16 protein-coding genes are annotated in these 23,094 nt (G+C 40.4%); 8 read left to right on the plus strand and 8 right to left on the minus strand.

Annotated features, from left to right (window positions below; all coding sequences use genetic code 11):
• Positions 1-251 precede the first annotated feature (251 nt).
• Positions 252-2,690, minus strand: a complete 2,439-nt coding sequence (locus tag PCNPT3_RS07065) for a DNA polymerase II (protein ID WP_015465188.1) — start codon at positions 2,688-2,690, stop codon at positions 252-254.
• A 154-nt stretch (positions 2,691-2,844) separates the two neighbouring features.
• Between PCNPT3_RS07065 and PCNPT3_RS07070 the strand changes: the two genes are divergently transcribed.
• From PCNPT3_RS07070 to PCNPT3_RS07090, 5 genes are all read left to right on the plus strand, one after another.
• The gene (locus tag PCNPT3_RS07070) at positions 2,845-4,602 is read left to right on the plus strand and encodes an AMP-dependent synthetase/ligase (protein WP_015465189.1); all 1,758 of its coding nucleotides are present in this window, start codon (positions 2,845-2,847) and stop codon (positions 4,600-4,602) included.
• 50 nt (positions 4,603-4,652) lie between these two features.
• On the plus strand, positions 4,653-5,942 hold the full coding sequence (locus PCNPT3_RS07075; RefSeq protein WP_015465190.1) for a thiolase family protein: 1,290 nt from the start codon (positions 4,653-4,655) through the stop codon (positions 5,940-5,942).
• Positions 5,942-8,110, plus strand: a complete 2,169-nt coding sequence (locus PCNPT3_RS07080) for a 3-hydroxyacyl-CoA dehydrogenase NAD-binding domain-containing protein (RefSeq protein ID WP_015465191.1) — start codon at positions 5,942-5,944, stop codon at positions 8,108-8,110. Before PCNPT3_RS07075 ends, PCNPT3_RS07080 begins: the two co-directional genes overlap by 1 nt.
• Positions 8,111-8,180: 70 nt before the next feature.
• Entirely contained in the window at positions 8,181-10,082 is a 1,902-nt protein-coding gene (locus PCNPT3_RS07085) for an acyl-CoA dehydrogenase family protein (protein WP_015465192.1), read from the plus strand.
• A gap of 230 nt (positions 10,083-10,312) precedes the next feature.
• The gene (locus tag PCNPT3_RS07090) at positions 10,313-10,924 is read left to right on the plus strand and encodes a MarC family protein (RefSeq protein WP_015465193.1); all 612 of its coding nucleotides are present in this window, start codon (positions 10,313-10,315) and stop codon (positions 10,922-10,924) included.
• An 87-nt stretch (positions 10,925-11,011) separates the two neighbouring features.
• On the opposite strand, the gene tdh is transcribed toward PCNPT3_RS07090, so the two are convergent.
• Entirely contained in the window at positions 11,012-12,046 is a 1,035-nt protein-coding gene (gene tdh / locus PCNPT3_RS07095) for an L-threonine 3-dehydrogenase (RefSeq protein WP_015465194.1), read from the minus strand.
• 8 nt (positions 12,047-12,054) lie between these two features.
• Positions 12,055-13,248: a glycine C-acetyltransferase gene (locus tag PCNPT3_RS07100; RefSeq protein WP_015465195.1), complete on the minus strand. Its 1,194-nt coding sequence runs from the start codon at positions 13,246-13,248 to the stop codon at positions 12,055-12,057.
• Between the two features lie 435 nt (positions 13,249-13,683).
• On the opposite strand from PCNPT3_RS07100, the gene PCNPT3_RS07105 reads away from it, so the two are divergent.
• Entirely contained in the window at positions 13,684-14,592 is a 909-nt protein-coding gene (locus PCNPT3_RS07105; RefSeq protein WP_051043790.1) for a DUF3014 domain-containing protein, read from the plus strand.
• 65 nt (positions 14,593-14,657) lie between these two features.
• Here PCNPT3_RS07105 and PCNPT3_RS07110 read toward each other — a convergent pair whose 3' ends face one another.
• Positions 14,658-16,397 (minus strand): DEAD/DEAH box helicase, encoded by a 1,740-nt coding sequence (locus PCNPT3_RS07110; protein ID WP_015465197.1) that lies wholly within the window; start codon positions 16,395-16,397, stop codon positions 14,658-14,660.
• A gap of 322 nt (positions 16,398-16,719) precedes the next feature.
• Here PCNPT3_RS07110 and PCNPT3_RS07115 point away from each other — a divergent pair, with 322 nt between their 5' ends.
• Positions 16,720-17,028 carry a hypothetical protein gene (locus tag PCNPT3_RS07115; RefSeq protein WP_015465198.1) on the plus strand — a complete coding sequence of 103 codons (309 nt, stop codon included), beginning with the start codon at positions 16,720-16,722 and terminating at the stop codon, positions 17,026-17,028.
• Positions 17,029-17,060: 32 nt separating this feature from the next.
• On the opposite strand, the gene uxaC is transcribed toward PCNPT3_RS07115, so the two are convergent.
• From uxaC to PCNPT3_RS07135, 4 genes are all read right to left on the minus strand, one after another.
• Entirely contained in the window at positions 17,061-18,476 is a 1,416-nt protein-coding gene (gene uxaC / locus PCNPT3_RS07120; protein ID WP_015465199.1) for a glucuronate isomerase, read from the minus strand.
• Between the two features lie 10 nt (positions 18,477-18,486).
• Complete coding sequence (locus tag PCNPT3_RS07125) at positions 18,487-19,959, minus strand: mannitol dehydrogenase family protein (RefSeq protein WP_015465200.1); 1,473 nt, start codon at positions 19,957-19,959, stop codon at positions 18,487-18,489.
• 109 nt (positions 19,960-20,068) lie between these two features.
• Positions 20,069-21,370 carry a TRAP transporter large permease gene (locus PCNPT3_RS07130; RefSeq protein WP_015465201.1) on the minus strand — a complete coding sequence of 434 codons (1,302 nt, stop codon included), beginning with the start codon at positions 21,368-21,370 and terminating at the stop codon, positions 20,069-20,071.
• Positions 21,370-21,882: a TRAP transporter small permease gene (locus PCNPT3_RS07135; RefSeq protein WP_015465202.1), complete on the minus strand. Its 513-nt coding sequence runs from the start codon at positions 21,880-21,882 to the stop codon at positions 21,370-21,372. Before PCNPT3_RS07135 ends, PCNPT3_RS07130 begins: the two co-directional genes overlap by 1 nt.
• A gap of 231 nt (positions 21,883-22,113) precedes the next feature.
• Between PCNPT3_RS07135 and PCNPT3_RS07140 the strand changes: the two genes are divergently transcribed.
• Positions 22,114-23,094: a TRAP transporter substrate-binding protein gene (locus PCNPT3_RS07140; RefSeq protein WP_015465203.1), complete on the plus strand. Its 981-nt coding sequence runs from the start codon at positions 22,114-22,116 to the stop codon at positions 23,092-23,094.

The raw sequence follows: 23,094 nt of genomic DNA on the forward strand, positions 1-23,094 counted from the left end.
CCCAAGCACTTAAAAATTTAGTGAACTCATGAAGTCCTGAGCGACTTCATGAGAATGACCTCCACTTAAATCCACCAGCTGCTCATTCAAATATAATCAGATAAGTAATAGCACAAAGACAATCACGCATTATTACCTCTAAAACAACGTGCTTTTTCTAGATAAATTCCTCAACATCTGCATTTATCCACCAGCTGTGACGTTAAACATAATAAGATAAGTCATGCGCAATAATTAACGTACTGTCATTGCTAAAATAGCGTTCCCTGTGCGGAGATAAGTTGCTCAAAATTAACATTTAAAACGGGAGCTAACGCATCCACAATGGGTTTTAACTGTTTATCAATATAATGTTGATAGTCAATGTCTGCACATTGATACTCTTTGGCTTGCGCGCCATTGACCGTGATAAGGTAAGCAATACGGCCGGTATTTTGATAACGTAAAGGTCGACCCTTTTCTGCATTTTTTTGATCAGCAAATAAGGCAGCTTTCACTTGCGGCGGGATATTTTTTACATAATCTTGCAAAGGCCTGCGCAGGCGTTTGTGATAAATCAGCTGCGCATCTAACTCTCCCTTTTTTAAACGCAATACGGTGTTAATGATCAACGCGTCAATCGATTGCTTGGCAAATAACTGTTTATAGATTTGTTTTTGGAAAATTTGTGCCATTTGCGTCCAATCGGAGCGCACGCTCTCAAGGCCTTTAAACAAAAGGTGTTCGCCACTTTCATCTGTCTTTAAACCCACATAACGTTTTTTAGATCCCACATCAGATCCGCGTAATGTCGGCATAAAAAACTGACTAAAACAACTTTCAAATTCAATTTCCAAATAACTTGGCAACGAAAATTCATCTGCAATACGCGCGGTCCAGTAGTTATTTATCTTCTTTGCTAATACTTTACCCTGCGCCTGTGCCTGCAATAAGTTTTCACAAGACGCTAAACTAATAAAAGTAGAGTCTGTATCCCCATAGATAACCTCTAATGAATGCTCACTTTCTAATTGCTCTATAAAGTGACGAGTATCTTTCATTATTTGATGCCCACGTAAGGTGATAGAGCTTGCTAAGCGCGTATCATGAAAACGGCAACCTGCCGATCCAAGCACCCCATACATACTGTTCATAATAATTTTAATGGCATGTTGAAAAGGTTGATTACCCTCTTTCTTTGCTTCTTCTCGGGCGCGCGTTAATTTATCTAAAATGGCAGGGAGATGATGTTTCTCGCGACTAAAGCGCGCGCCTTTAAAGCCTTCTATGCTTAACGATGGTTTTTCTAATAAACCACAGATCATGCCCATAGGATCAATTTTAAAGGTGCGGATGATAGAAGGATACAAGGACTTAAAATCGAGCAACAGGACCCAGCCATATAAACCAGGCTTGGAGTCCATCACAAAGCCTCCTGGGGAGTGTTGTGCTTGGATATCACCTATGTTCGGTGCAATATAGCCACTGCGATGTAATAAAGGTAAATACAAATTACTAAAGGCTGCCACCGATGCGCCCCGCCTATCGAGAGCAAGGCCCGTTAACTGAGCACGCTCAATGCTATATTCTAATAATTTCAGTTTTCTAAATATACGCTCCACCAGCCAGCAATCTTGTAAATTATAACGGGCCAATGCTAATCTATCTTGCTCAAATTGACGCTGTATGACCAAACCTTTGTCCCACTCCATCGCCTCCGCATCTAACTTACCCTCACCTAGCAATTTTTCACTCACAAACTGTAAGCTAAAACTGTCAAAATGCAGTGATGCATTTTTTAAGAGTTCAATCCCATCTAATACAACGCGGCCGTTAAGCGTTAATGTCCCTTGGCTATTTGTATTCGAATGTGCCCGCCAACGCATCATTGATCCATCACGGCCAATATTTAACGACAGGTTGTATAATTTAGCGCGGCTCAGTAAAAGGCGCATATCAAACTGTACGACTGACCAGCCAATAATAATATCGGGATCAAAATCAACGAACCAAGTTTGTAAGGCATTTAATAAAACCCATTCATTTTCACACCAATGAATGTTCATCTCACTTTTAAGCGATCCATCCCCTACCATAAAGAGTAATGATTGGCTTGTTGGTGTTGATGTAAAAATGCCCTGCGCATCACTATTATTTAAGGTTAAGCCCACACTGTACAGTTCTTGAGAGGGACTACATTCTATGTCTAAAGAAACGACTTTAAGGGAGGGTACAACCTTCGAGGGAGATAGCGTCGCATGTTGACAAGACCAATAGCGCCCCATCCAAGTAAACTCACCGCTAATTTGAGCGCTTCCATAAATAAAGCGTTCCATCAGATAGCGATCACTGATAGAAATATCCGCTTCAAAAATACGACAACCTAATTGCCTAATATGCTTTTGTAAGACGCGTGATTGACGCCCCGTTAAACTATATAGCGCAGTTACCTTTTCACCACTAAAAGATTGTAAAGCCAAGGGGCGCACTTCATCAATATTTAGCTCACTCTCATCACAAGCGGCCTCTATTTTAGGCCAGTCACTTTGTAACACTAAAAAAACATAACGCTGTCCTTTGATCACCGCACGACAAGGGCCTTGTGTTGTTGAAAACCAAAAAACGAGATCAACGCCAAAGCCTGTCTCTAATTGTTGACGAGAAAGAAGCAAACCGGAAAGTTGCTTGGATGATGGTAAAGAAAGACTCATATAAGGGGGATCCGCAGGTGCGCTCATAAAGATAAAAACAGGATCAAATTAAGGTTAAATATCATAACTGAACTATATTCATAAACATACTTTTACTTTCAACATGATATCTCCCTACCTAACGGCTTCATTAGGTGACAAATAAGGAGCTTATATGCAAAATTACAAAACCCTTGTACACATGTTGCAACACGTTAGTCATTCTTATCAGAGTGCATCTGCACTGAATTTTAAGCACCATGACAAATGGCAACATATTTCGACAGAAAATTTTGTCGAAACGGTGCGCCGTATTGCTTTAGGTTTACGTAGTATCGGCGTTAAAGCCCATGATGGCGTTGCCATTATTGCGGATCCCTCTCCACATTGGTTAATGTTTGATTTAGCCATTATGATCAATAAAGCCTATTCAGTGCCTATTTTTGCCAATGTATCCTCGAAAAACTTTGAATACCAAAAAAACAACAGTGATATTAACTACCTGTTCCTCAATACCCGTCAAAGCTTAAATCCATGCATACTAAGTAATTTAGAGTCACTTAAAAAAGTGATCTGTTTTGATGATGCAGAGCCCAATAAGAACAGTATTTCCTATCCCGACTTACTCGCTCTTGGTGATAAGCTCTCCAACGAGCAGCCACAACTTTTTGCGCAAATGCGTGATGCAGTTAAAGAAGAGGATATTGCCACCATTATTTACACAAGTGGCTCAACGGGTGTTCCAAAAGGGGTTGAGATCAGCCATAAAAATTTAATTTCACAAATTAACAGTACCGGTTTACGTTTTCCGCTCGATCCACAAAAAGATAAAATATTAAGTTGCTTACCCTTAGCACATGTTTTTGAGCGCATGGTGATCTACTATTACTTTTCAACGGGTAGCCCGATTTACTTTGCAGACGACATTAAAAAAGTGGGCGATATATTACGTGAAATCAAACCAACCGTGATAACGATGGTGCCGCGCCTGTTAGAAAAAGTATACGCCAAGATGCATGCGCGCATTAATGAGCAAACTGGCCTAAAGAAAAAACTGGTTAAGCTTGCCTTCACGCGTGCAATATCTAAAGTCCCCGCCCCTAATACTGCGCAAGAATGGGTTTATGACAAATTAGTTTACAGTAAGTTACGCGACGCCCTAGGGGGTAATTTACGAGTGTTGATTGTAGGAGGCTCTGCACTGAGTACGAGCATGGAGAACTTCTATAGGAACATCGGTTTTAATATTTATCAAGGCTATGGCTTAACAGAAAGTAGCCCGGTACTCGCCGTTAACTACCCTGGGCACGTTCGTTATCGCAGTGTCGGTAAAATATGGCCAGATGTAGACATTAAAATCGCAGACGATCATGAAATATTAGCGAAAGGCCCTAATATTATGATCGGTTACCATAATAATGAAAAAGCCACCAAAGAAGCGATTGATAGTGAGGGTTACTTACATACGGGAGATCTTGGCTCTGTCGACAGTGATGGATACTTAACAATTACTGGGCGCAAAAAAGAAATTTTTAAAACATCTAATGGCAAATATGTCAGCCCTGTTCCCATAGAGCAATCCTTATGTAAATCGCCACTCATTGATATGGCAGCGATCATCGGTGAAAACAAACCTTTTGTCAGTTGTTTACTTTTTCCCGATTATGAGAATTTAGACGCGCTACGTGAGCTACGAGGTTGCAGCAAGATGAGCGATGATGAATTTCTAAACTCCGATGGCGTCAAAAAAGAGATATTGGCACAGGTAGATGCCATTAATGCACAGTTAAGTACATGGGAGCAAATACACAAATTTGAATTTATAAAGCAGCCTATCACCATTGAAAGTGGAGAGCTTACGCCAACCATGAAATTAAGACGCCATATTATCGAAACGAAATTTTCGACCGTTATTGACACCTTTTATTCATAAACAGATTTTTATGCCAGACATAATGTGCTCGCCCTTATTTGGAGATATGTATGAAACAAAGACTCGCGATCGTAGAGGGGATAAGAACCCCTTTTTGTAAAGCTGGAAGCGTCATGTCAGGACTTCAGGCTGATGACTTAGGCGCGATGGTCGTTAAAGAATTAATAGCTAAAACCGAGATACCGCCGCACTTAATCGATGAACTGATTATGGGTAATGTGGGTCAGCCGTCTAATGCATGCAATATTGCACGGGTGATTGCTTTAAAAGCGGGCCTACCTGAGGATTTAAGTGCTTATACCGTACATCGCAACTGTGCATCAGGCCTACAAAGCATCAGCAGTGGCTATGAAAAGTTATTGGCAGGTCAAGGTGAGGTTCTCATTGTGGGTGGCACCGAAAGCATGAGTAATTACCCGTTTAAATTTAGTAAAAAAATGACCTATTTATTAAGTGAGTTAATCAAAGCGCGCACTGTCACAGATAAATTACGCTTACTGTGCTCTTTTCGCCCTCAGGACTTAAAACCTGTTATTGCAATTGTTGAAGGCTTAACAGATCCTACTTGTGGCTTAAACATGGGACAAACTGCCGAGATATTAGCCAGTGAATTTTCTATCAGCCGAGAGCAACAAGATGCCTTTGCCTTACAATCACACTTAAACGCTGATCGCGCGCAACAAAAAGGGATCTTAAGCGAAGAGATCCTCTCGATATTTTTAGCGCCTCATTACCCTAAAGTGCAACACCATGATAACTCGATCCGCGAAGATCAAAGTTTAGAGAAGCTCGCAAAGTTAAAACCCTTCTTTAATAAGTTAAATGGCACGATCACCGTCGCCAATGCATGTCCCATCAGTGATGGTGCCGGCGCTTTACTTATCATGCTCGAAGACAAAGCGCGCGAATTGGGCTATCAGCCACTCGGTTATTTAAGCGACTATAGCTATGCAGGGTTAGCACCTGATCATATGGGACTTGGCCCCGTTTATGCCACAGCAAAACTACTCAAAAAAAGTGGTCTTAAAATGCAAGACTTTGATTTGATCGAATTAAACGAAGCCTTTGCAGCCCAAGTTTTAGCCAATGAGAGTGCCTTTTCATCGACTCTTTTTGCTCAAAAGTTCTTAGGTCAAGATAAGGCATTAGGGAGCATTGATAAAACACTTTTAAATGTGAATGGGGGCGCGATTGCATTAGGCCACCCTGTTGGCGCAACCGGCACAAGACTCGTACTAACCCTACTTAAAGAATTACGTCGTCGTAATAAAAATAGAGGTCTCGCCACACTGTGTATTGGGGGCGGACAAGGTGCTGCATTCGTATTGGAGGTACAATAATGAATTTTACTCTTACTCTCACGGATAATGGGGTTGCTACCCTATGCTTTGATATGCCAGATGCCAGTATTAATAAGCTCGATAGCGCAAGCTTAGTCGAGTTGCAAACGCATTTGAAAAATATCAAAGACGATAACAATATTAAACTTTTAGTGTTTACCAGCCTTAAACCCGGCATTTTTATTGCGGGCGCAGATATTAACGAAATAAAGTCTATCTCAAGCTGCGAAGAAGCCTTTAAAAAAGCGCAAATGGGGCAATTAATATTACATCAAATTAGCCTACTTCCCTTTCCTTCACTTGCCGTTATTAATGGCGCCTGTGTAGGCGGAGGCTGTGAACTGGCTTTGGCTTGTACATACCGATTAATGAGTGGTGCCAAACAAGCAAAAATTGGTTTACCCGAAGTCAGCTTAGGTATTATCCCTGGTTTTGGCGGCTGTGTGCGTTTGCCTAAATTAATTGGTTTGAGTAATGCTTTGACCTTGATTTTAAGCGCCAAACTCATTAACGCCAAAAAAGCCTATCGTCTACATTTAATTGATGCCGTGTATGATGCGCAACAAAAAAATCAAGTCGATGACTTTATTGATAACATAATCTGCGGGCATGCTTTTAAGAAAAACATTTTAAAAAAACGCATACAGAAAAAAAATGTACAAGGCCTATTAGATAACAATCGTATCGGTCAGCGCCTTATTTTTAAAAAAGCCCAACAAAAATTACTACAAAAAACCAAAGGCCATTATCCAGCCCCCCTTTTGGCGCTTAAAACCATCGAAAAAACCCTGCATTTGTCCATTGATGAGGCGCTATTAGAGGAAGTGAACGCCTTTGCAAGTATTGCCAGTAGTGAAATATCTAAGAACTTAATACAGCTGTATTTTACGCAAGATGCACTTAAAAAAGAAAGCGGTGTCAATGCAGATGATATCAGCCCTAAAGATGTTGCCCAACTTGGCGTTTTAGGTGCGGGCGTCATGGGAGGCGGTATTGCATGGCTGTGTAGCCAAAATGGGATTGATGTGCGCTTAAAAGACATTGACTGGAACGCGTTAAATAAAGGCTATCAAACCGCCTCTGGCTATTACGCACAAATGCAAAAGCATCGTAAAATCACCCCCGCGCAGATACGTTTTAAAATGAATAAAATATCGGGGGCGGTAAAATACCACGGTTTTAAACAAATTGATTTTGTGATCGAGGCGGTGGTCGAAAAAATAGAAATCAAAAAAACAGTCTTAAGAGAGGTTGAAAAAGAGCTACCTGAACATGCCATCATTGCCTCTAATACCTCTAGTTTAAGTATTACAGAGATGGCGACGGCGCTTGATCGACCTGAAAATTTTATTGGTATGCATTTTTTTAACCCCGTTAATCGCATGCCTTTAGTTGAGATCATCAGTGGCGAAAAAAGCAGTCCAGAAACGATTGCTTGTGCGGTAAAGCTGGCTAAAGCCATGCATAAGACGCCCATTGTGGTGGCCGATTGCAGTGGATTTCTTATTAATCGAATATTGATCCCGATGCTTAATGAGGCGGCTCTCCTTTTACAAGAAGGGGCAAGTGTCACAGAGATTGATAGCATCATTACCGAGTTTGGTTTACCGATGGGCCCTTTTACCTTAGCCGATGAAGTCGGGATCGATATTGCATTCCATGTCGCTAGTATGCTGCAAGGCAGCTATGGAGAGCGCATGAAAGTCGCTGATATTTTAGAGCATGTCTATAAAGAGCACCATTTTTTAGGGAAAAAATCCGGCCTAGGATTTTATTTACACAGCCCTAAAAAAGCGCATAAACCCCGTTACAATAGTAACTTAGATATTATCTTAACTTACTACCGCGCTCAACATCATCAATTTCAGCATGCGTTTACACAGCAAACCATTTTAGATCGATGCATGCTTATTATGGTAAACGAGGCAGCTCGATGTATTGAAGAAAATGTCGTAAAAAATGCATCTTATTTAGATATGGGCATCATATTAGGCGCCGGTTTCCCCGCCTTTAGAGGGGGAATTTTAAAGTATGCGGATAACAGAGGTCTGACAGAAATTTGTGAAACGTTAACTGAGCTTGCGACCAAATATGGCAATCGTTTTACGCCAGCCCCTTTATTACTGCAAAAAGCACAACAAAACAGCCTGTTTTATAGCCCAAGTTAGCCTCGAAAATAAAATAGCGACTCACTTGTGAGTCTATTGGTTAAAAGAATATAAGTGACAAGGAGATAATATGCACAATAAACAAGATCATGACGAAAGTATCTCGATGCTAGATACCTCTAGAATGAACGCAGAACAAGCAGCCGCCATGCGCTTAACGGAAGAGGCGCGAGATACTAAAGCCGGCATTAATAGTTTTGCGGGCCAATTGTTTATGGGCTCATTCAAAAAAGAGCTTATTTTCCCTTTTCCAACACAAAGTCAAAGTGAGCAAGCCATCGGCGACAAACTCGTTGCCGAAGTCAGCACTTTTTTAAGTGAGAATTTAGACGCAGAGCAAGTAGATGCAACTCAGAAAATTCCCGATAAAGTAATACAAGGGCTCGTTGATTTAGGCCTTTTTGCGATGAAAACCCCCAAAAAATATAATGGGCTGGGTTTAACACAGGTAAATTATAACCGCGTCATGATGGCTATCTCATCCTATTGTGGTAGCACAGCGGTGCTCCTTAGTGCGCATCAATCCATCGGCGTACCGCAACCTTTAAAACTCTTTGGCACACAAGCCCAAAAAGACAAATATTTACCTTTATTTAGACTCGGTAAAATATCTGCCTTTGCTCTCACCGAGCCAGAAGTGGGCTCAGATCCCGCTAAAATGGAAACCACCGCAACGCTCAGTGACGATGGTAAACATTATTATATTAATGGCCTCAAGCTCTGGTGCACGAATGGCTTAATTGCCGATGTGCTGGTGGTCATGGCCAAAACAGAGGATAAAATACTCAGCTCCGGTGAAAAAATACAACAGATAAGTGCTTTTATTGTCGAAAGAGAATACCCCGGCATCGAGATCTTGCATCGCTGTGATTTTATGGGTATTCGTGGCATTGAAAACGGACTGCTCAAATTTAATAATGTAAAAGTGCCCGTTGAAAACATTATTCTTGGCAAAGGAAAAGGCTTAAAACTCGCATTGGCCACGTTAAATACCGGGCGTTTAACCCTACCTGCAGCCGCCACTGGCATGTCTAAATACTGCCTTGGCGTTGCACGTGAATGGGGACGCGAGCGCGTGCAATGGGGGCGCCCTATTGGGGAGCATGAGGCCGGCGCGAAGAAAATAGCGTTTATTGCTAGCAGCACCTTTGCCATGCAAGCTATCACCTCATTAACGTCACATATGGCAGATGATGACACGCAAGACTTGCGTATTGAAGCTGCCATGGCAAAACTATTTTGCTCTGAGCTGTCTTGGCAAGTGATCGATGAAACCATGCAACTGCGAGGCGGACGCGGTTATGAAAAAGCCAGTTCATTAAAAGCCCGTGGCGAGAAAGCGTATCCCATTGAGCGCCTTATGCGAGATTGTCGTATCAATCGCATTATCGAAGGCACCAGCGATATTATGAAACTCTTTTTAGCACGGGAAGCGATGGATCCTCACCTAAAAAGTGCCGCCGACGTCCTTAAAAAACAACAACCCGTTGGCCAACAAATAGAAGCAGGGTTAAAACTTGCGACTTTTTATGCACACTGGTATTCCAAACAGTGGTTAAACCGTTCTCATTTTTCAACACACCCTGAACTCGGAAAACTAGGAAAACATATCAGTTATGTTGAATCTACCAGCCATAAATTAGCACGTACCATTTTTTATTATATTGGCTATTACCAACAAGCCTTAGAGGAAAAACAGCATATTTTAGGGCTCCTTATGGAAATTGGAACCGAGTTGTTTGCGATCAGTGCCACCTGCTCTTATGCGCATCTTAAACTCCAAGAAAACAGTTACGATTTAGGCCCGCAATACCTTGCCGATGTGTTTTGCTTAAATTCACAACGCAAAATAAAACGTCTTTTTTTAGAACTCACTGATAATGATGATAAAAAGGAAAACAAACTAGCAAGTCGCGTTTTAAATGGCGAAATAGAGTGGCTTGAGGAAGGTATCATTTGGAATAATGATTAAAGACTCAGGTATCAATACGCCTTTCTCTATACACTAAAAAATAATAATGAGATGCCTTCATTTACGATAGACATCTCATTATTAACCATTTATGATGTCCAAAGTGAGCCCCGTTCATTTATTGATGTACTCACACCTGTACCATCTCTTAAGTAAGTCCCCAACAAGGTCGACTTCATACCCTAATATATTATTTCTACAGAGGTAATCTCAGTAAAAGGACACTGATCATGGGAAGTTCATTTCCAATTATTTCAACCGCCATTTTAATCTTTTTTATCTTAGATCCCTTTGGTAATATTCCATTGCTATTAAGCATTTTAAAAAGAATAGATAAAAAACAACGATCTAAAATTATTATACGAGAACTATTAATTGGTTTATCAATTTTAATGGTATTTCTGTTTTTTGGTGAGCAGTTTTTAAGTGTATTCCATCTAGATACACAAGCTATCACCCTTGCCGGTGGCATAATATTTTTCAGTATTTCTTTTAAGATGATATTCCCTGACCCGAACAATGAAAATATGTTTGCAAAAAAAGATAATAGCGACCCGCTTATCGTGCCGATTGCTATCCCGATGATAGCGGGCCCTGCTGCGCTTGCAACATTATTAGTATTAGCAAAAACAAACCCCGATCATGTAGGGGACTTATTTATCTCTCTTTTAATGGCATGGGGAGCTACTTTTTTAGTATTATTATTTTCACCTAATTTATACAAGATTTTGGGGGAGAAAGGCCTCGGAGCATTAGAAAAATTAATGGGTATGTTGCTACTTATATTATCCGTACAAATGTTTATTGATGGTGTGCGTGGTTTAATACCTACCTTTCATTAAAGGCAATAATACCAAACGACAGATATAAAAAAACCCGATTTCTCGGGTTTTTTTATTTTCAAAAATAGCGCATGCTTGATCGCATCGTTATTTTGTCCAATCTAAAATAACTTTCCCTGATAAACCGGAACGCATGGTATCAAAGCCTTTTTGAAACTCATCGATTGGGTACACATGTGTGATCAACGCACTGATATCTAAGCCAGATTGCAATAAACTGCCCATTTTATACCAAGTTTCGAACATTTCTCGGCCATAAATACCTTTGATCAGCAATCCTTTAAATATGATCATATTCCAATCGACACTCATATCCGATGGCGGGATCCCAAGTAACGCAACTTTACCTCCATGAGTAAGGTTTTTAAGCATAGAGTTAAAAGCCATCGGCACGCCCGACATTTCGAGGCCCACATCAAAACCTTCCGTCATGTTCAGTTCCGCCATGACATCTTCAAGCTTTTCATTCGCCACATTCACAGCGCGTGTAACGCCCATTTTTCGCGCTAAATCTAAGCGGTATTCATTCACATCAGTAATAACAACATGGCGAGCACCTACGTGTTTTGCAACGGCGGCTGCCATAATACCAATCGGACCAGCGCCGGTGATCAATACATCTTCACCCACTAAATCAAAAGAAAGTGCACTGTGCACCGCATTACCAAACGGGTCAAAAATAGCCGCTAAATCATCTGAAATATCATCAGGGATTTTAAACGCATTAAAAGCAGGGATCACTAAGTACTCGGCAAAAGCGCCAGTACGATTGACACCAACGCCGATAGTATTACGACATAGATGCGTACGCCCAGCGCGGCAGTTACGGCAAAATCCACAGGTAATATGGCCTTCACCTGAGACCCTATCACCTATCTCATAACCACGCACTTCTTGGCCCATCGCAACGACTTCGCCCACATACTCATGGCCGACAACCATTGGCACAGGGATGGTTTTTTGCGACCATTCATCCCAATTGTAAATATGAATATCTGTACCACAAATGGCCGTTTTACGTATTTTGATCAGTAAGTCATTATGCCCTGGTTGTGGTTTATCAACGTCACACATCCAGATACCAACTTCCGCTTTTAACTTTGATAATGCTTTGATTTTCATAGTAACCTCTAAATTAAGTTCATCTCTTTGCCCACTTCAATAAAGACATTAATTGCTTTATCTAATTGTGCTTGTGTATGTGCAGCTGACATTTGGGTGCGGATCCGTGCTTGGCCTTTAGGCACCACAGGAAACGAAAAGGCAACCACAAAAATACCCTTTTCTAATGCGCGTTGCGCAAATTCAGCGGCCACTTTTGCATCACCTAACATGATAGGGATAATGGCATGATCTTGGCCTGCCAACGTAAATCCAGCAACACTCATACGCTCACGAAATTGACGCGAGTTTTCCCATAATTGCTCGCGTAGTCCGCCACTTTGTGCCAATAAATCAATCACCGCAATAGAGGCGCTCACAATACAAGGCGCTAATGAATTAGAGAAAAGGTAAGGACGAGAGCGTTGACGTAACCAATCAACCACTTCTTTTTTGGCAACCGTATAACCACCCGAGGCGCCGCCCATCGCTTTGCCTAATGTACCGGTAATAATATCAACACGTTGCATCACATTATGAAATTCATGAGTACCTCGACCATTTTCACCCATAAAACCAACGGCATGTGAGTCATCAACCATTACTAATGCATCATATTTATCCGCAAGATCACAAATAGCAGGTAGATTGGCAACGATACCGTCCATCGAAAAAACGCCATCCGTCACAATTAACTTATGACGAACACCCGCAGCATCCGCCGCTTTCAATTGCACCTCTAACGCGTCCATATCATTGTTGGCATAGCGAAAGCGTTGCGCTTTACATAAACGCACGCCATCGATAATAGAGGCATGATTTAATGCATCTGAAATAATGGCATCTTCGGCATTTAATAAGGTTTCAAATAACCCTGCATTGGCATCAAAACACGAGGTATAAAGGATGGTGTCTTCTTTACCTAAAAAAGTAGCGAGTTTAGCTTCGAGTTCTTTATGCTTATCTTGTGTACCACAAATAAAACGTACTGATGCCATACCAAAACCTTGGTTATCTAACCCTTGTTTAGCGGCCTCAATCAATGTTGGATGATTCGCTAAGCCCAGATAATTATTAGCACAGAAATTAACAACCTTGGCGCCACCTTCAAGTGTGACACTGGCATTTTGTGCAGAGCTAATAAGACGCTCTGATTTATAGAGACCTTCCGCTCGCACTTGCGCTAATTGATCTTTCATTTGTTGATAAAATTTTTGAGACATAAATAACCCTTAAATAACAAAAATAAAGATGCCTTTTAATCCCCGCTATGACACGGGCATTGCTTAATGGCACCTTTATAAAATAATACGATGTACACTTTTATATATTAATACTGTCATAAACAAGTATATACCTGAACTGTTGATTGTAACGTTTAATGCTACCTGCAGGCAGAGATTAACTGATTTTAAGCGCACAATATATTGCTAAACATAAAAAATGGAAGACAAATAACAAAAAAACAACATGACGGTTAATACGTTATGTAAATAGCCTTAATACGGATAAAAAGACCCAATACAGGTTATGTCACGGATAAAGTCTTAATTTTATTAAATATCAGCAAATAAACATAAAAGAGATTGATAAGTACGCCTGCGATAAGCTATAAATAGAGAAGGGAAACGCAGTAAACTATGAACAAAGGGATCAATATGCGAAATAGCCAAAAAAAACATTCAGGCGCAATTAAAAGAAATGTCATTATTATCTTAGCGTTGTTGTGCATTGCTATAGGCAGTTATTCCTATTTTTTCAGTCAAGTTCCACAGCAACTCGCTATCGAGCAAACCCAAGAAGAAAAAATTAGCGACACGCTAGAGACAAACTTAAACACTGAAAAACCACTTTCCGATAAAGTGCTTGATGAGCAGAGTCGCGTTAAAGCGGACCTCATTGTGGCAACGCCAAAAATAACGCCGATCATTAAAACCGTAGTAGCTGTCGCCCCCAAAAAACGAGCATCGAAAGTCTTACCTCAACTCGATAATTCAGATCCGTTACTCATTCAAAAAAGTCGCTCTTTTTTAAGAAATTCAGAGCAAAGACGTTTACTTATCAACATTGGGATAGTGCGTAATTTTGTGGTCTTTATCGATAACTTTTCTCGCGGTATATTACTCACTCAATTTAGTAATTTTAATGCACCACAGCAACGTTTTTTAATTGAAAAACAAGATCATAATTTATTCCTCAATAAAAAGAGCTACCAACGCTATGACATCTATGCAAATGTCATTGCAAATATGAACACCGCTTTGGTAATTAAAGAATATAAAAAATTACAACCTTTATTCGATGAAGCTTATAGTGATCTTGGATACCCAAAAAATGCGTTTAATGCCACGCTGTCACTCGCCATTGAAAACGTATTACAAGCACCTATCCTTGAAGGCAATATCCTGTTGGTCGCCCCCTCTGTGATGTATCGCTTTGCTGATGAAGATTTAGAGTCCTTACCCGCAACGCAAAAACTGCTCATTAGAATGGGCCCAGATAATAGCATCAAAATTAAACATAAATTAAGAGAGATCCAACGCGCTTTAGATAAGTTAAGCAACTGATCTCGGCATAAATATCAGCCCTCAAGCCTAAAATAAAAAAAGCGCAATATGCGCTTTTTTTGTTTTTAAGATTTATAAAAATCCAGATCAAATAATTTGTCTCGGACTTTCCAAAAACGCCCCTCTTTTTTGGCAATGATCATCTCTGGATGACGTAATCTATGCTGATATCTGATCACTTTACTGGGCGCACTCTCTGTAAATTCACGGTGCCTATCAATTAAATGCGAGGCGATAAAACGCGCGAGAAAGTCTTTTTTCTGACGTACCGTGCCAAGTTGCCATGTTTCATGGATTTTAGCGTTATCGTCCCCAATATAGGTCACTTGTAACTGCGCTTTCCCAAATTTGTTTTTACCCGCCTTTAACTGCATATCCACGCAGGTTAACAGCATTGCATCTTTTAAATTTAAAGCATCACGTAATTTTTTATCTGCATCAACGAGAATATGTTCGCACTGCGAGCAGCGCCGCGCCGCAATATCATTAGCACAGCCACACATTTCACATATTTTCGCCCGAAATCGATAACCACAGATAATACGTTCCCCAAGCGCATCTTCGGAGTAGCCTTGGCATTGACGCCCATAATGCTCAATAACAAATCCCGCCGGATCCACTTTAGCCCAAAAATTGTTTTTAAAAGAGCAAGCAGGACACGGGATAGTGACCATTTCACTGTCACTATCGGGTCTTGGCTCTCCGACTTCAGGCTGGTATAAGTCATAATGATTGCCCGCATATTCCAAAACTAAACATTCAGTTTTACCCGCAAACAAGCGCAGACCACGCCCCACTATTTGCTGATATAAACTAAGTGATGCGGTGGGACGTAATATCGCTATCAAGTCCACATGCGGGGCATCAAACCCGGTGGTTAAGACAGACACATTGACTAAATATTTTATTTTTTGCGCTTTAAACGCATTAATAATACGATCCCGCTCAATACTCTCGGTATCACCAATGATCAAGGCTGCATTTTGCATGCTTAAATAGCCCATGATCTCTTGTGCATGCGCGACCGTAGAGGCAAAAATCATCACCCCTTTACGATCATGACTGTACTCAATTACCTGCTTAATAATTTGCGGGGTTACTCTTATTGCTTTGTTTATCACCGCATTCAAATCTTGCTCTTGGTAATGCCCTGTTGATGAGCTTTTAAGCGCCGAAAAATCATAGCCCATGATCGCCATATCTAATACTTTAGGCTCTGTTAAGTATTTCTCTTCGAGTAAAAATCGGATCGGCAAATCAAAAATACAGTCACGGAAAAAACGTTTTTCTGTGCTCCGCACTTGCCCTCTCGTGTGGTATTGATAAATCCAACCAAGTCCTAATCGATACGGCGTTGCCGTCAAACCTAATACTTTTAAGTTTGCATTGCGCGTTTTAAGATGATTTATGACGCGCTGATAAGCACTGTCTTCATCTAATGGGACGCGGTGACATTCATCGATCACCAGCAAGGAAAATTGCTCCGTAAACTGATCCAAACTATTAGCAATGGATTGCACCGAGGCAAAAACCACTTTTTTATCGGTTTCTTTACGCCCGAGCCCCGCTGAAAATATAGAGGCTTTTAATGCATAACTTTCATATTTAGCATGGTTCTGCTGTACTAATTCTTTCACATGCGCCAGCACTAAAACGCGCCCTTTCGCTAAACGCGCGAGCTCAGCGATGATCAAACTTTTGCCAGCTCCAGTTGATAGCGCAAGCACTGCTGGCGTATTGTGTTTACGAAAATAATGTAACGTGGCTTGCACGCTATCTTGCTGGTAAGGTCGAAGAGTGTACATCTTAAGCAGATATCCATTTTAGAGGGCGTACGCGCCTCATGATAATATCACCAGGCGTTAAATAGAAAATATTATACTACAACGCGTTTTATTTGATAAAACATCTTTATACCAAAAGAACTAAAAATATGATCTGTCTTGCTGGAAATATTATCTCTACCTGGGTTGTAAGTTGTGAAGTGAGAACAATTATCTCCTGAAACTCACGCATTGTTAGAGCTGATTTTTCCTGCGTAATACATTAATTCCATTGGTATGTAAGTATCATCACTATCATCTTTTTTAAAAATAAGGATAATACACCTATTATTAAGGGGTACACATGCAACAACAGATAAGCAAAGAACAACTCATTGCGCAGATAACGCGATGGAAAGACGCTAAGTTATCCAACGTGCAATTGCAAGATTGGATGGTGACACATTATGATCCACCCGATGTAGAAATCGGTAAAGGTGAAAATGAAACGGTGATTGAAGCCATGAATATCATTATGAATGAATATGAACTGGCTAAAGTAGACAAATTTAAAATTGAAAGCGCACAAGCGGCCCTCGACTTTTTAAATTGCAGCGAGGATACGTTTGAAAAATGTAAATATGCTTTTGTACATCAAGGCTTTTTAGATTAAAAAAAGGGGGAGAATATCCCCCCTTTTTACTTTTATTTAAGCATTTGGAAGAATTTTTGCGCATTATTAAAGCAAATGTCTTTCACCATTTCGCCTAATAAAGCAGGATCATTTGGCGCAAGCCCCTCAACTACCCAAGTACCTATCATATTACATAATATACGACGGAAGTATTCATGGCGGGTGTAAGATAAAAAGCTACGAGAATCCGTTAACATACCCACAAAACAACTTAATAAACCCAGCTGTGATAATTGCTGCATTTGTTGCTCCATGCCATCTTTTTGGTCATTAAACCACCAGCCAGATCCAAATTGAATTTTTCCGGCGATGCCTCCCCCTTGGAAATTACCAATCATTGTTGCGATCATGGCATTATCTCTTGGGTTTAAACAATAAATAATGGTTTTAGGTAGTTCATCAGTGACATCCATCGCATCTAAAAAAGCACTTAATTGCGCGGAATAATTAGCATCGCTAATCGAGTCAAATCCGGCATCTGCGCCGAGCAATTTAAACATTTTAGTACTGTTATTACGCTGTGCTCCAATATGTAATTGCATTACCATCGCATATTTAGCATATTGCTTGCCTAAAAAGACTTGCACCGCCGTTGAAAATTGTGCGATTTGAAGCTCCGTTAAAGGCTGTTTTCTTATGCCTAAATCTAAAATAATATCCAGCTCTTTTAAACTCGGTTGCACTGCAAAACGCACGATCTCAAGACCATGATCCGCAGCTTTACAACCCTGCTGAATAAAATACTGTAATCGATTTTTCAACGCACTTAATAACGCATCAAAGGAGTCAATCTCAATGTGAGCTGCAGCTCCGAGTAACGTCATGTACTCACTAAAGCCATCTAACTCGATTTTAAATGCTTTATCGGGCCTAAATGTCGGGCACACTTCAATATCAAAGCTGTTATCAGAGGCGATTTGTTGGTGCGCCGCTAAGCTATCTATCGGATCATCCGTCGTCCCTACCATCACCACGTTCATTTTTTTCATGATAGCGCGGGTAGAAAATTCAGGGGTTGCTAGCATCGCATTACAGTCATGCCAAATGCTATTTGCACTCTGTGTATTTAACTGTTTATCGGTTATCCCAAAAGGACGTCTTAATTCTAAATGCGTCCAATGATAAAGCGGATTACCCATTGTTTTAGGCACCGTTTGTGCCCATGCTAAGAATTTTTCATGATCGCTACTTGTAGTTCCCGTGATCAAGGCTTCTGGCACGCCAGCTGCCCGCATACCCCGCCATTTATAGTGATCACCTGCCAGCCAAATTTGCGTTAAATTATCAAAGTTTTTATCATCGGCGATTTGAGAGGCATCTAAATGACAGTGGTAATCATAGATAGGCATATCTTTGGCAAAATGATGGTATAAATCGATAGCAACTTTATTTTGTAATAAAAAATCATCATCTAAGAAATTTTTCATCGGTTTCTCCTTAACCTTCTAATGACGCAACAGCAGACTTTGCGCCCTCTGTTAATAACAATTGAAATGCATTGGTGAGATCATTCACAAATGCCTCATCACGAAGTAATTCACGAGGGAAAATACTACTGATTGCCAATAAATCTTTTACCACGCTTTTATCTAAGCCACGTTCTTTATAGATACCCACAAAGGTCTCGAGTAACGGGTCTTTAACGTCGATACTTATCTTGTTTTCATCTACACAAGAGACATAACGCATCCAAGCTGCAATCCCTAAGATCAAGGCTTTGTGTGCCGATTTGTTTTTTAAATGTACGCATAAAGAGTGGATCATTCTGGGTGGTAATTTTTGACTGCCATCCATCGCAATTTGCCACGTTTGATGTTTTAAGCTTGGATTTTTAAAGCGCGCAATCAAAAGATGTGCATATGCTTCTAAATCGACCCCATCAGGTACATTCAATGTTGGCGCTTGCTCATTGAGCATCAATGCCAACGTTGCTTTCTCATACGCTTCATTTTGCATCGCATCGCAAATATGCTTATACCCACCGAGATAACCTAAATACGCTAAAAATGAATGGCTACCATTTAGCATGCGTAACTTCATCTCTTCAAAAGGGATCACATTTTCAACAAAAGTTGCACCCGCCAGGTTCCAATTAGGACGCCCGTTAACAAAGTTATCTTCAATGATCCACTGTCTAAAAGGCTCACAAGCGATACCACAAGGATCATATACACCTAAGTCAGATTCTATCTGGGTAAGGGTTTGCTCTGTGACGGCGGGGACAATTCTGTCGACCATAGTGCATGGGAAGCTGACGTTATCTTCAATCCATTGGCCCAGATTTTTATCTAATAAACGGGCAAAGCTAAGTACCGCAATCTTAGTCAAGGCGCCATTTTCTTGGACATTGTCACATGACATGACTGTGAAGGCTTTGATGTTTTTCTCTTTGCGTCGTCTGAGCGCTTCAACAATATAGCCAATAGCACTACTTGGAGCATGAGGCGTTTTAAGATCCGCTTTAATTAATGCATTCTCAACATCTAATGTTGAAGAGCCTAAATCAACACAATAGCCTTTTTCAGTGATCGTTAAAGAGACAATCGCCACTTGCGCTTCGCTCATTTTACTGAGCACCGCCTCTTTACCATCTAACTCAGGGTGTAATGAGCCAACAATAGAGGTGATCACTTTTACTTGTGTGTTACTCGCCCCCATTTCGCTCACACTGTACTGATGATCTTGCGCGCGTAAGCTCGTAATGAGCGCTTCGCCACCAAACAGATTGATTTCAAAAATACCCCAGTCTGATTTTTCTTGGGCCAACATCTCATGTGTTATTAAAGCTTGATGACCACGATGAAAAGCGCCAAAACCCAAATGTACAATTTTACTTTTTAATTGGCTGCGATCATAACCTAATTGTTGTACGTCTTGGTTAAGCGCTGTATTTGCTATATTTTTACTCATTTATATTGCTCTCCTATTTATATGACAAGCAAGTTTAAGTCGGTATGGATGAAAAGGAGGTACGCGTTGAGTGCACCGCCTTTGTTTAATCGATTATATTGTTAAAAAATTAATAACCTAAAATTAAGCGTGGTAAAAACAGGCTGATATCAGGGATAAAAGTCACCAGCATTAAGGCAATAAATAACACAACGTAGAAGGGTAATAAGGGTTTTATCACGCGATCTATAGAGACTTGACCCACCGAGCAACCAATAAATAAGGCGCTACCTACCGGTGGTGTACATATGCCGATACAAAGGTTAAAGGTCATCATTACCCCAAAATGCACGGGATCAATACCGAGATCTAACGCAATGGGTAAGAAAATAGGGGTGAAAATAAGTAAAGCGGGCGTCATATCCATAAACACACCCACAATTAATAAAATAATATTAATGGCGAGCATGATCACAATAGGATTATCTGATAAGTTAAGTAAACTGTCGCTGATCATATAAGGGATATCGGCGTTAGCCATCGCCCAAGACATGCCCATAGAGGCACCAATCAATAACAGCACGATAGACGTTGTTACCGTGGACTCTAAAATTATTTTAGGTAATTGACTTATTTTAACTTCTTTATAAATAACCACCGCTAAGATAAAGGTATACATAACGGCAATCGCTGACGCTTCTGTTGCCGTAAAAACGCCACCGATAATGCCACCCATAATAATAACAATCAGCATTAAAGAAGGCATCGCATCAATGGTTTTTAACATGATCTCTTTCATGCTGGCTTTAGGCGATAAAGGATAGCCCCTTTTTTTCGCAATCACCCCCGCAACGACCATCAGGCTTAAGCCCATTAAAATACCTGGGATATAACCGGCTAAAAATAAAGCGGCAATAGATGTACCACCTGATACTAACGAATACACAATGAAGGTATTACTTGGTGGAATTAATAACCCGGTCGGACATGAAGTGATATTAACCGCCGTTGAAAAGGCATCATCATAACCGGCTTCTCTTTGTAAGGGCGCCATTGTGCCACCTACTGCGGCAGCCGATGCAACGGCTGAGCCTGAGATAGAGCCAAACATCATATTGGCAAGGATATTACAATGCGCAAGGCTACCCGGTAGGCGCCCCACTATCACTTGTGCAAATCGTATCAAGCGTAACGCGATGCCACCTTGATTCATTATATTGCCCGCTAAGATAAAAAACGGGATAGCCAATAACGCAAAGCTGTCTAAACCGGATGCCATCTTTTGGGCGATCACGGTGATAGCAGGATCAAACGGCAGAGAGAGCATAATGGTTGCAAGCGACGATAAACCTATTGCAAATGACACAGGAACGCCTAATGCCAACATCACAGCAAAACTGCCAAATAAAGTAACGATCACAGTCCAATCCATTAGTTACACTCCTTGTTTGAATTATTAGCAGATTTGTAGAGTAATTTATTTATGGGATCAATAAGAAACATCAAACAATAAAAAGTCATGATAGCGCCACTCAGTGGCAGTACGAGATACACATAGCCCATTTCAATTCCCAATGCAGGAGATACTTGCCCTGTACTGAGCGTTTTTAGCATTAAACCCCCGCCACCATAAATCATGATCAACGTAGAAAATGTCAACATCAAAACCAAAATGGTAATTTCAGAAATAAGTTTTCTTGTTCCCTGAAGCTTTAACGTCAGTAAATCAATGGCTAAATGTTTCTTTTGCCCTGTTGTGTAAGCAGCACCTATTAAACCAACCCACATAAATAAAAATCGCGCCATTTCATCCGTGAAAGTACTTGGGATACCAATAACATAACGTGAAATCACCTGCCAAATAACACAGAACACGAGAAGAACAGATAAAGAAACTGTGAAATAAACCAATAACTTATCTACCACCTTGACAATTAACTGCATAAATAGTCCTTTGTTTTTAATACATTATTTAATTTGTAAGGCGACAAAATATACACGCGTCCATTAAAAATAAACGAGACACAGATCACGTTAATTAAATTGGTAAACCAATTAATGTATATTTTTGTGACTTACTAGACCAATTTGCGTATTGCCTTTTGACAGCGCCATTAACTTTATATAACTTGACGTTGAAATTTTTTTTTACCAAAACAATAAAGGATTAATGTGATGAAATTAAATAAAAAAGCACTTGTACTCGGTGGGAGCTTATTATTTGCAATGGGATCGAGCAGCGTTTTTGCAACGACCATTTTAAAATTAAGCCATAACCAAACACGCACACATCCCGTGCATAAAGCAATGATGTATATGGCACAAGCAGCTCAAAATTATTCTCATGGTGATTTAGTCATTCGTATTTACCCGGATGCACAATTAGGGACACAACGGGAATCTCTTGAGTTACTACAAAATGGTGCGATTGCCATGGCTAAATCTAATGCATCTGAATTAGAAGCCTTTGCTCCCGCTTATGGCGTGTTTAACCTCCCTTATATCTTTAAAGATAGAGCGCATTACTACCGTGTTATGCAAGGCTCTGTGGGTGAAGGCATTTTAAAATCATCTGAAGCTCAAGGCTTTATTGGTTTAACTTATTATGATGCCGGTGCTCGTAGCTTTTATGCAAAAAAAGCAATTCGTACGCCCGCTGATTTAATGGGCTTAAAAGTAAGAGTACAACCTAGTCAAAGTGCAATTGCCATGGTTAAAGCGCTGGGTGGCAATCCAACACCGCTTGCATATGGTGAGTTATACACCGCCTTACAACAAGGCGTTGTTGATGCAGCAGAAAACAACATTACGGCTCTTACTTTAAATAGACACGGTGAAGTGGCTAAATTTAGTAGCTTAGATGAGCATACTATGGTGCCCGATGTTCTTGTTATCTCTACTAAAGTTTGGAACAGTTTATCAGCTGATAATCAAAGCGCATTGAAAAAAGCGTGTGATGAATCTATGTTGAAAATGAAAAAACTTTGGGCAGAAACTGAAAAAGTTGAACGCTTAAAAGCTGAAAAAATGGGTGTTACTTTTATCACTGTTGATAAAGCCCCCTTTGTTAAGGCAGTGCAGCCAATGATCAAAAAATTAACAGAAAACAACCCTAAACTCGCAAAAATAGTAGAAGAAATTAATCGATTACGTTAA

Origin of the sequence: Psychromonas sp. CNPT3, assembly GCF_000153405.2 — a bacterium.
GTDB lineage: Bacteria > Pseudomonadota > Gammaproteobacteria > Enterobacterales > Psychromonadaceae > Psychromonas.

Coding starts and splice junctions, on each gene's coding strand:
- PCNPT3_RS07065 (WP_015465188.1), bottom strand. CDS start 2,690: ATGAGTCTTTCTTTACCATCATCCAAGCAACTTTCCGGTTTGCTTCTT.
- PCNPT3_RS07070 (WP_015465189.1), top strand. CDS start 2,845: ATGCAAAATTACAAAACCCTTGTACACATGTTGCAACACGTTAGTCAT.
- PCNPT3_RS07075 (WP_015465190.1), top strand. CDS start 4,653: ATGAAACAAAGACTCGCGATCGTAGAGGGGATAAGAACCCCTTTTTGT.
- PCNPT3_RS07080 (WP_015465191.1), top strand. CDS start 5,942: ATGAATTTTACTCTTACTCTCACGGATAATGGGGTTGCTACCCTATGC.
- PCNPT3_RS07085 (WP_015465192.1), top strand. CDS start 8,181: ATGCACAATAAACAAGATCATGACGAAAGTATCTCGATGCTAGATACC.
- PCNPT3_RS07090 (WP_015465193.1), top strand. CDS start 10,313: ATGGGAAGTTCATTTCCAATTATTTCAACCGCCATTTTAATCTTTTTT.
- tdh (WP_015465194.1), bottom strand. CDS start 12,046: ATGAAAATCAAAGCATTATCAAAGTTAAAAGCGGAAGTTGGTATCTGG.
- PCNPT3_RS07100 (WP_015465195.1), bottom strand. CDS start 13,248: ATGTCTCAAAAATTTTATCAACAAATGAAAGATCAATTAGCGCAAGTG.
- PCNPT3_RS07105 (WP_051043790.1), top strand. CDS start 13,684: ATGCGAAATAGCCAAAAAAAACATTCAGGCGCAATTAAAAGAAATGTC.
- PCNPT3_RS07110 (WP_015465197.1), bottom strand. CDS start 16,397: ATGTACACTCTTCGACCTTACCAGCAAGATAGCGTGCAAGCCACGTTA.
- PCNPT3_RS07115 (WP_015465198.1), top strand. CDS start 16,720: ATGCAACAACAGATAAGCAAAGAACAACTCATTGCGCAGATAACGCGA.
- uxaC (WP_015465199.1), bottom strand. CDS start 18,476: ATGAAAAATTTCTTAGATGATGATTTTTTATTACAAAATAAAGTTGCT.
- PCNPT3_RS07125 (WP_015465200.1), bottom strand. CDS start 19,959: ATGAGTAAAAATATAGCAAATACAGCGCTTAACCAAGACGTACAACAA.
- PCNPT3_RS07130 (WP_015465201.1), bottom strand. CDS start 21,370: ATGGATTGGACTGTGATCGTTACTTTATTTGGCAGTTTTGCTGTGATG.
- PCNPT3_RS07135 (WP_015465202.1), bottom strand. CDS start 21,882: ATGCAGTTAATTGTCAAGGTGGTAGATAAGTTATTGGTTTATTTCACA.
- PCNPT3_RS07140 (WP_015465203.1), top strand. CDS start 22,114: ATGAAATTAAATAAAAAAGCACTTGTACTCGGTGGGAGCTTATTATTT.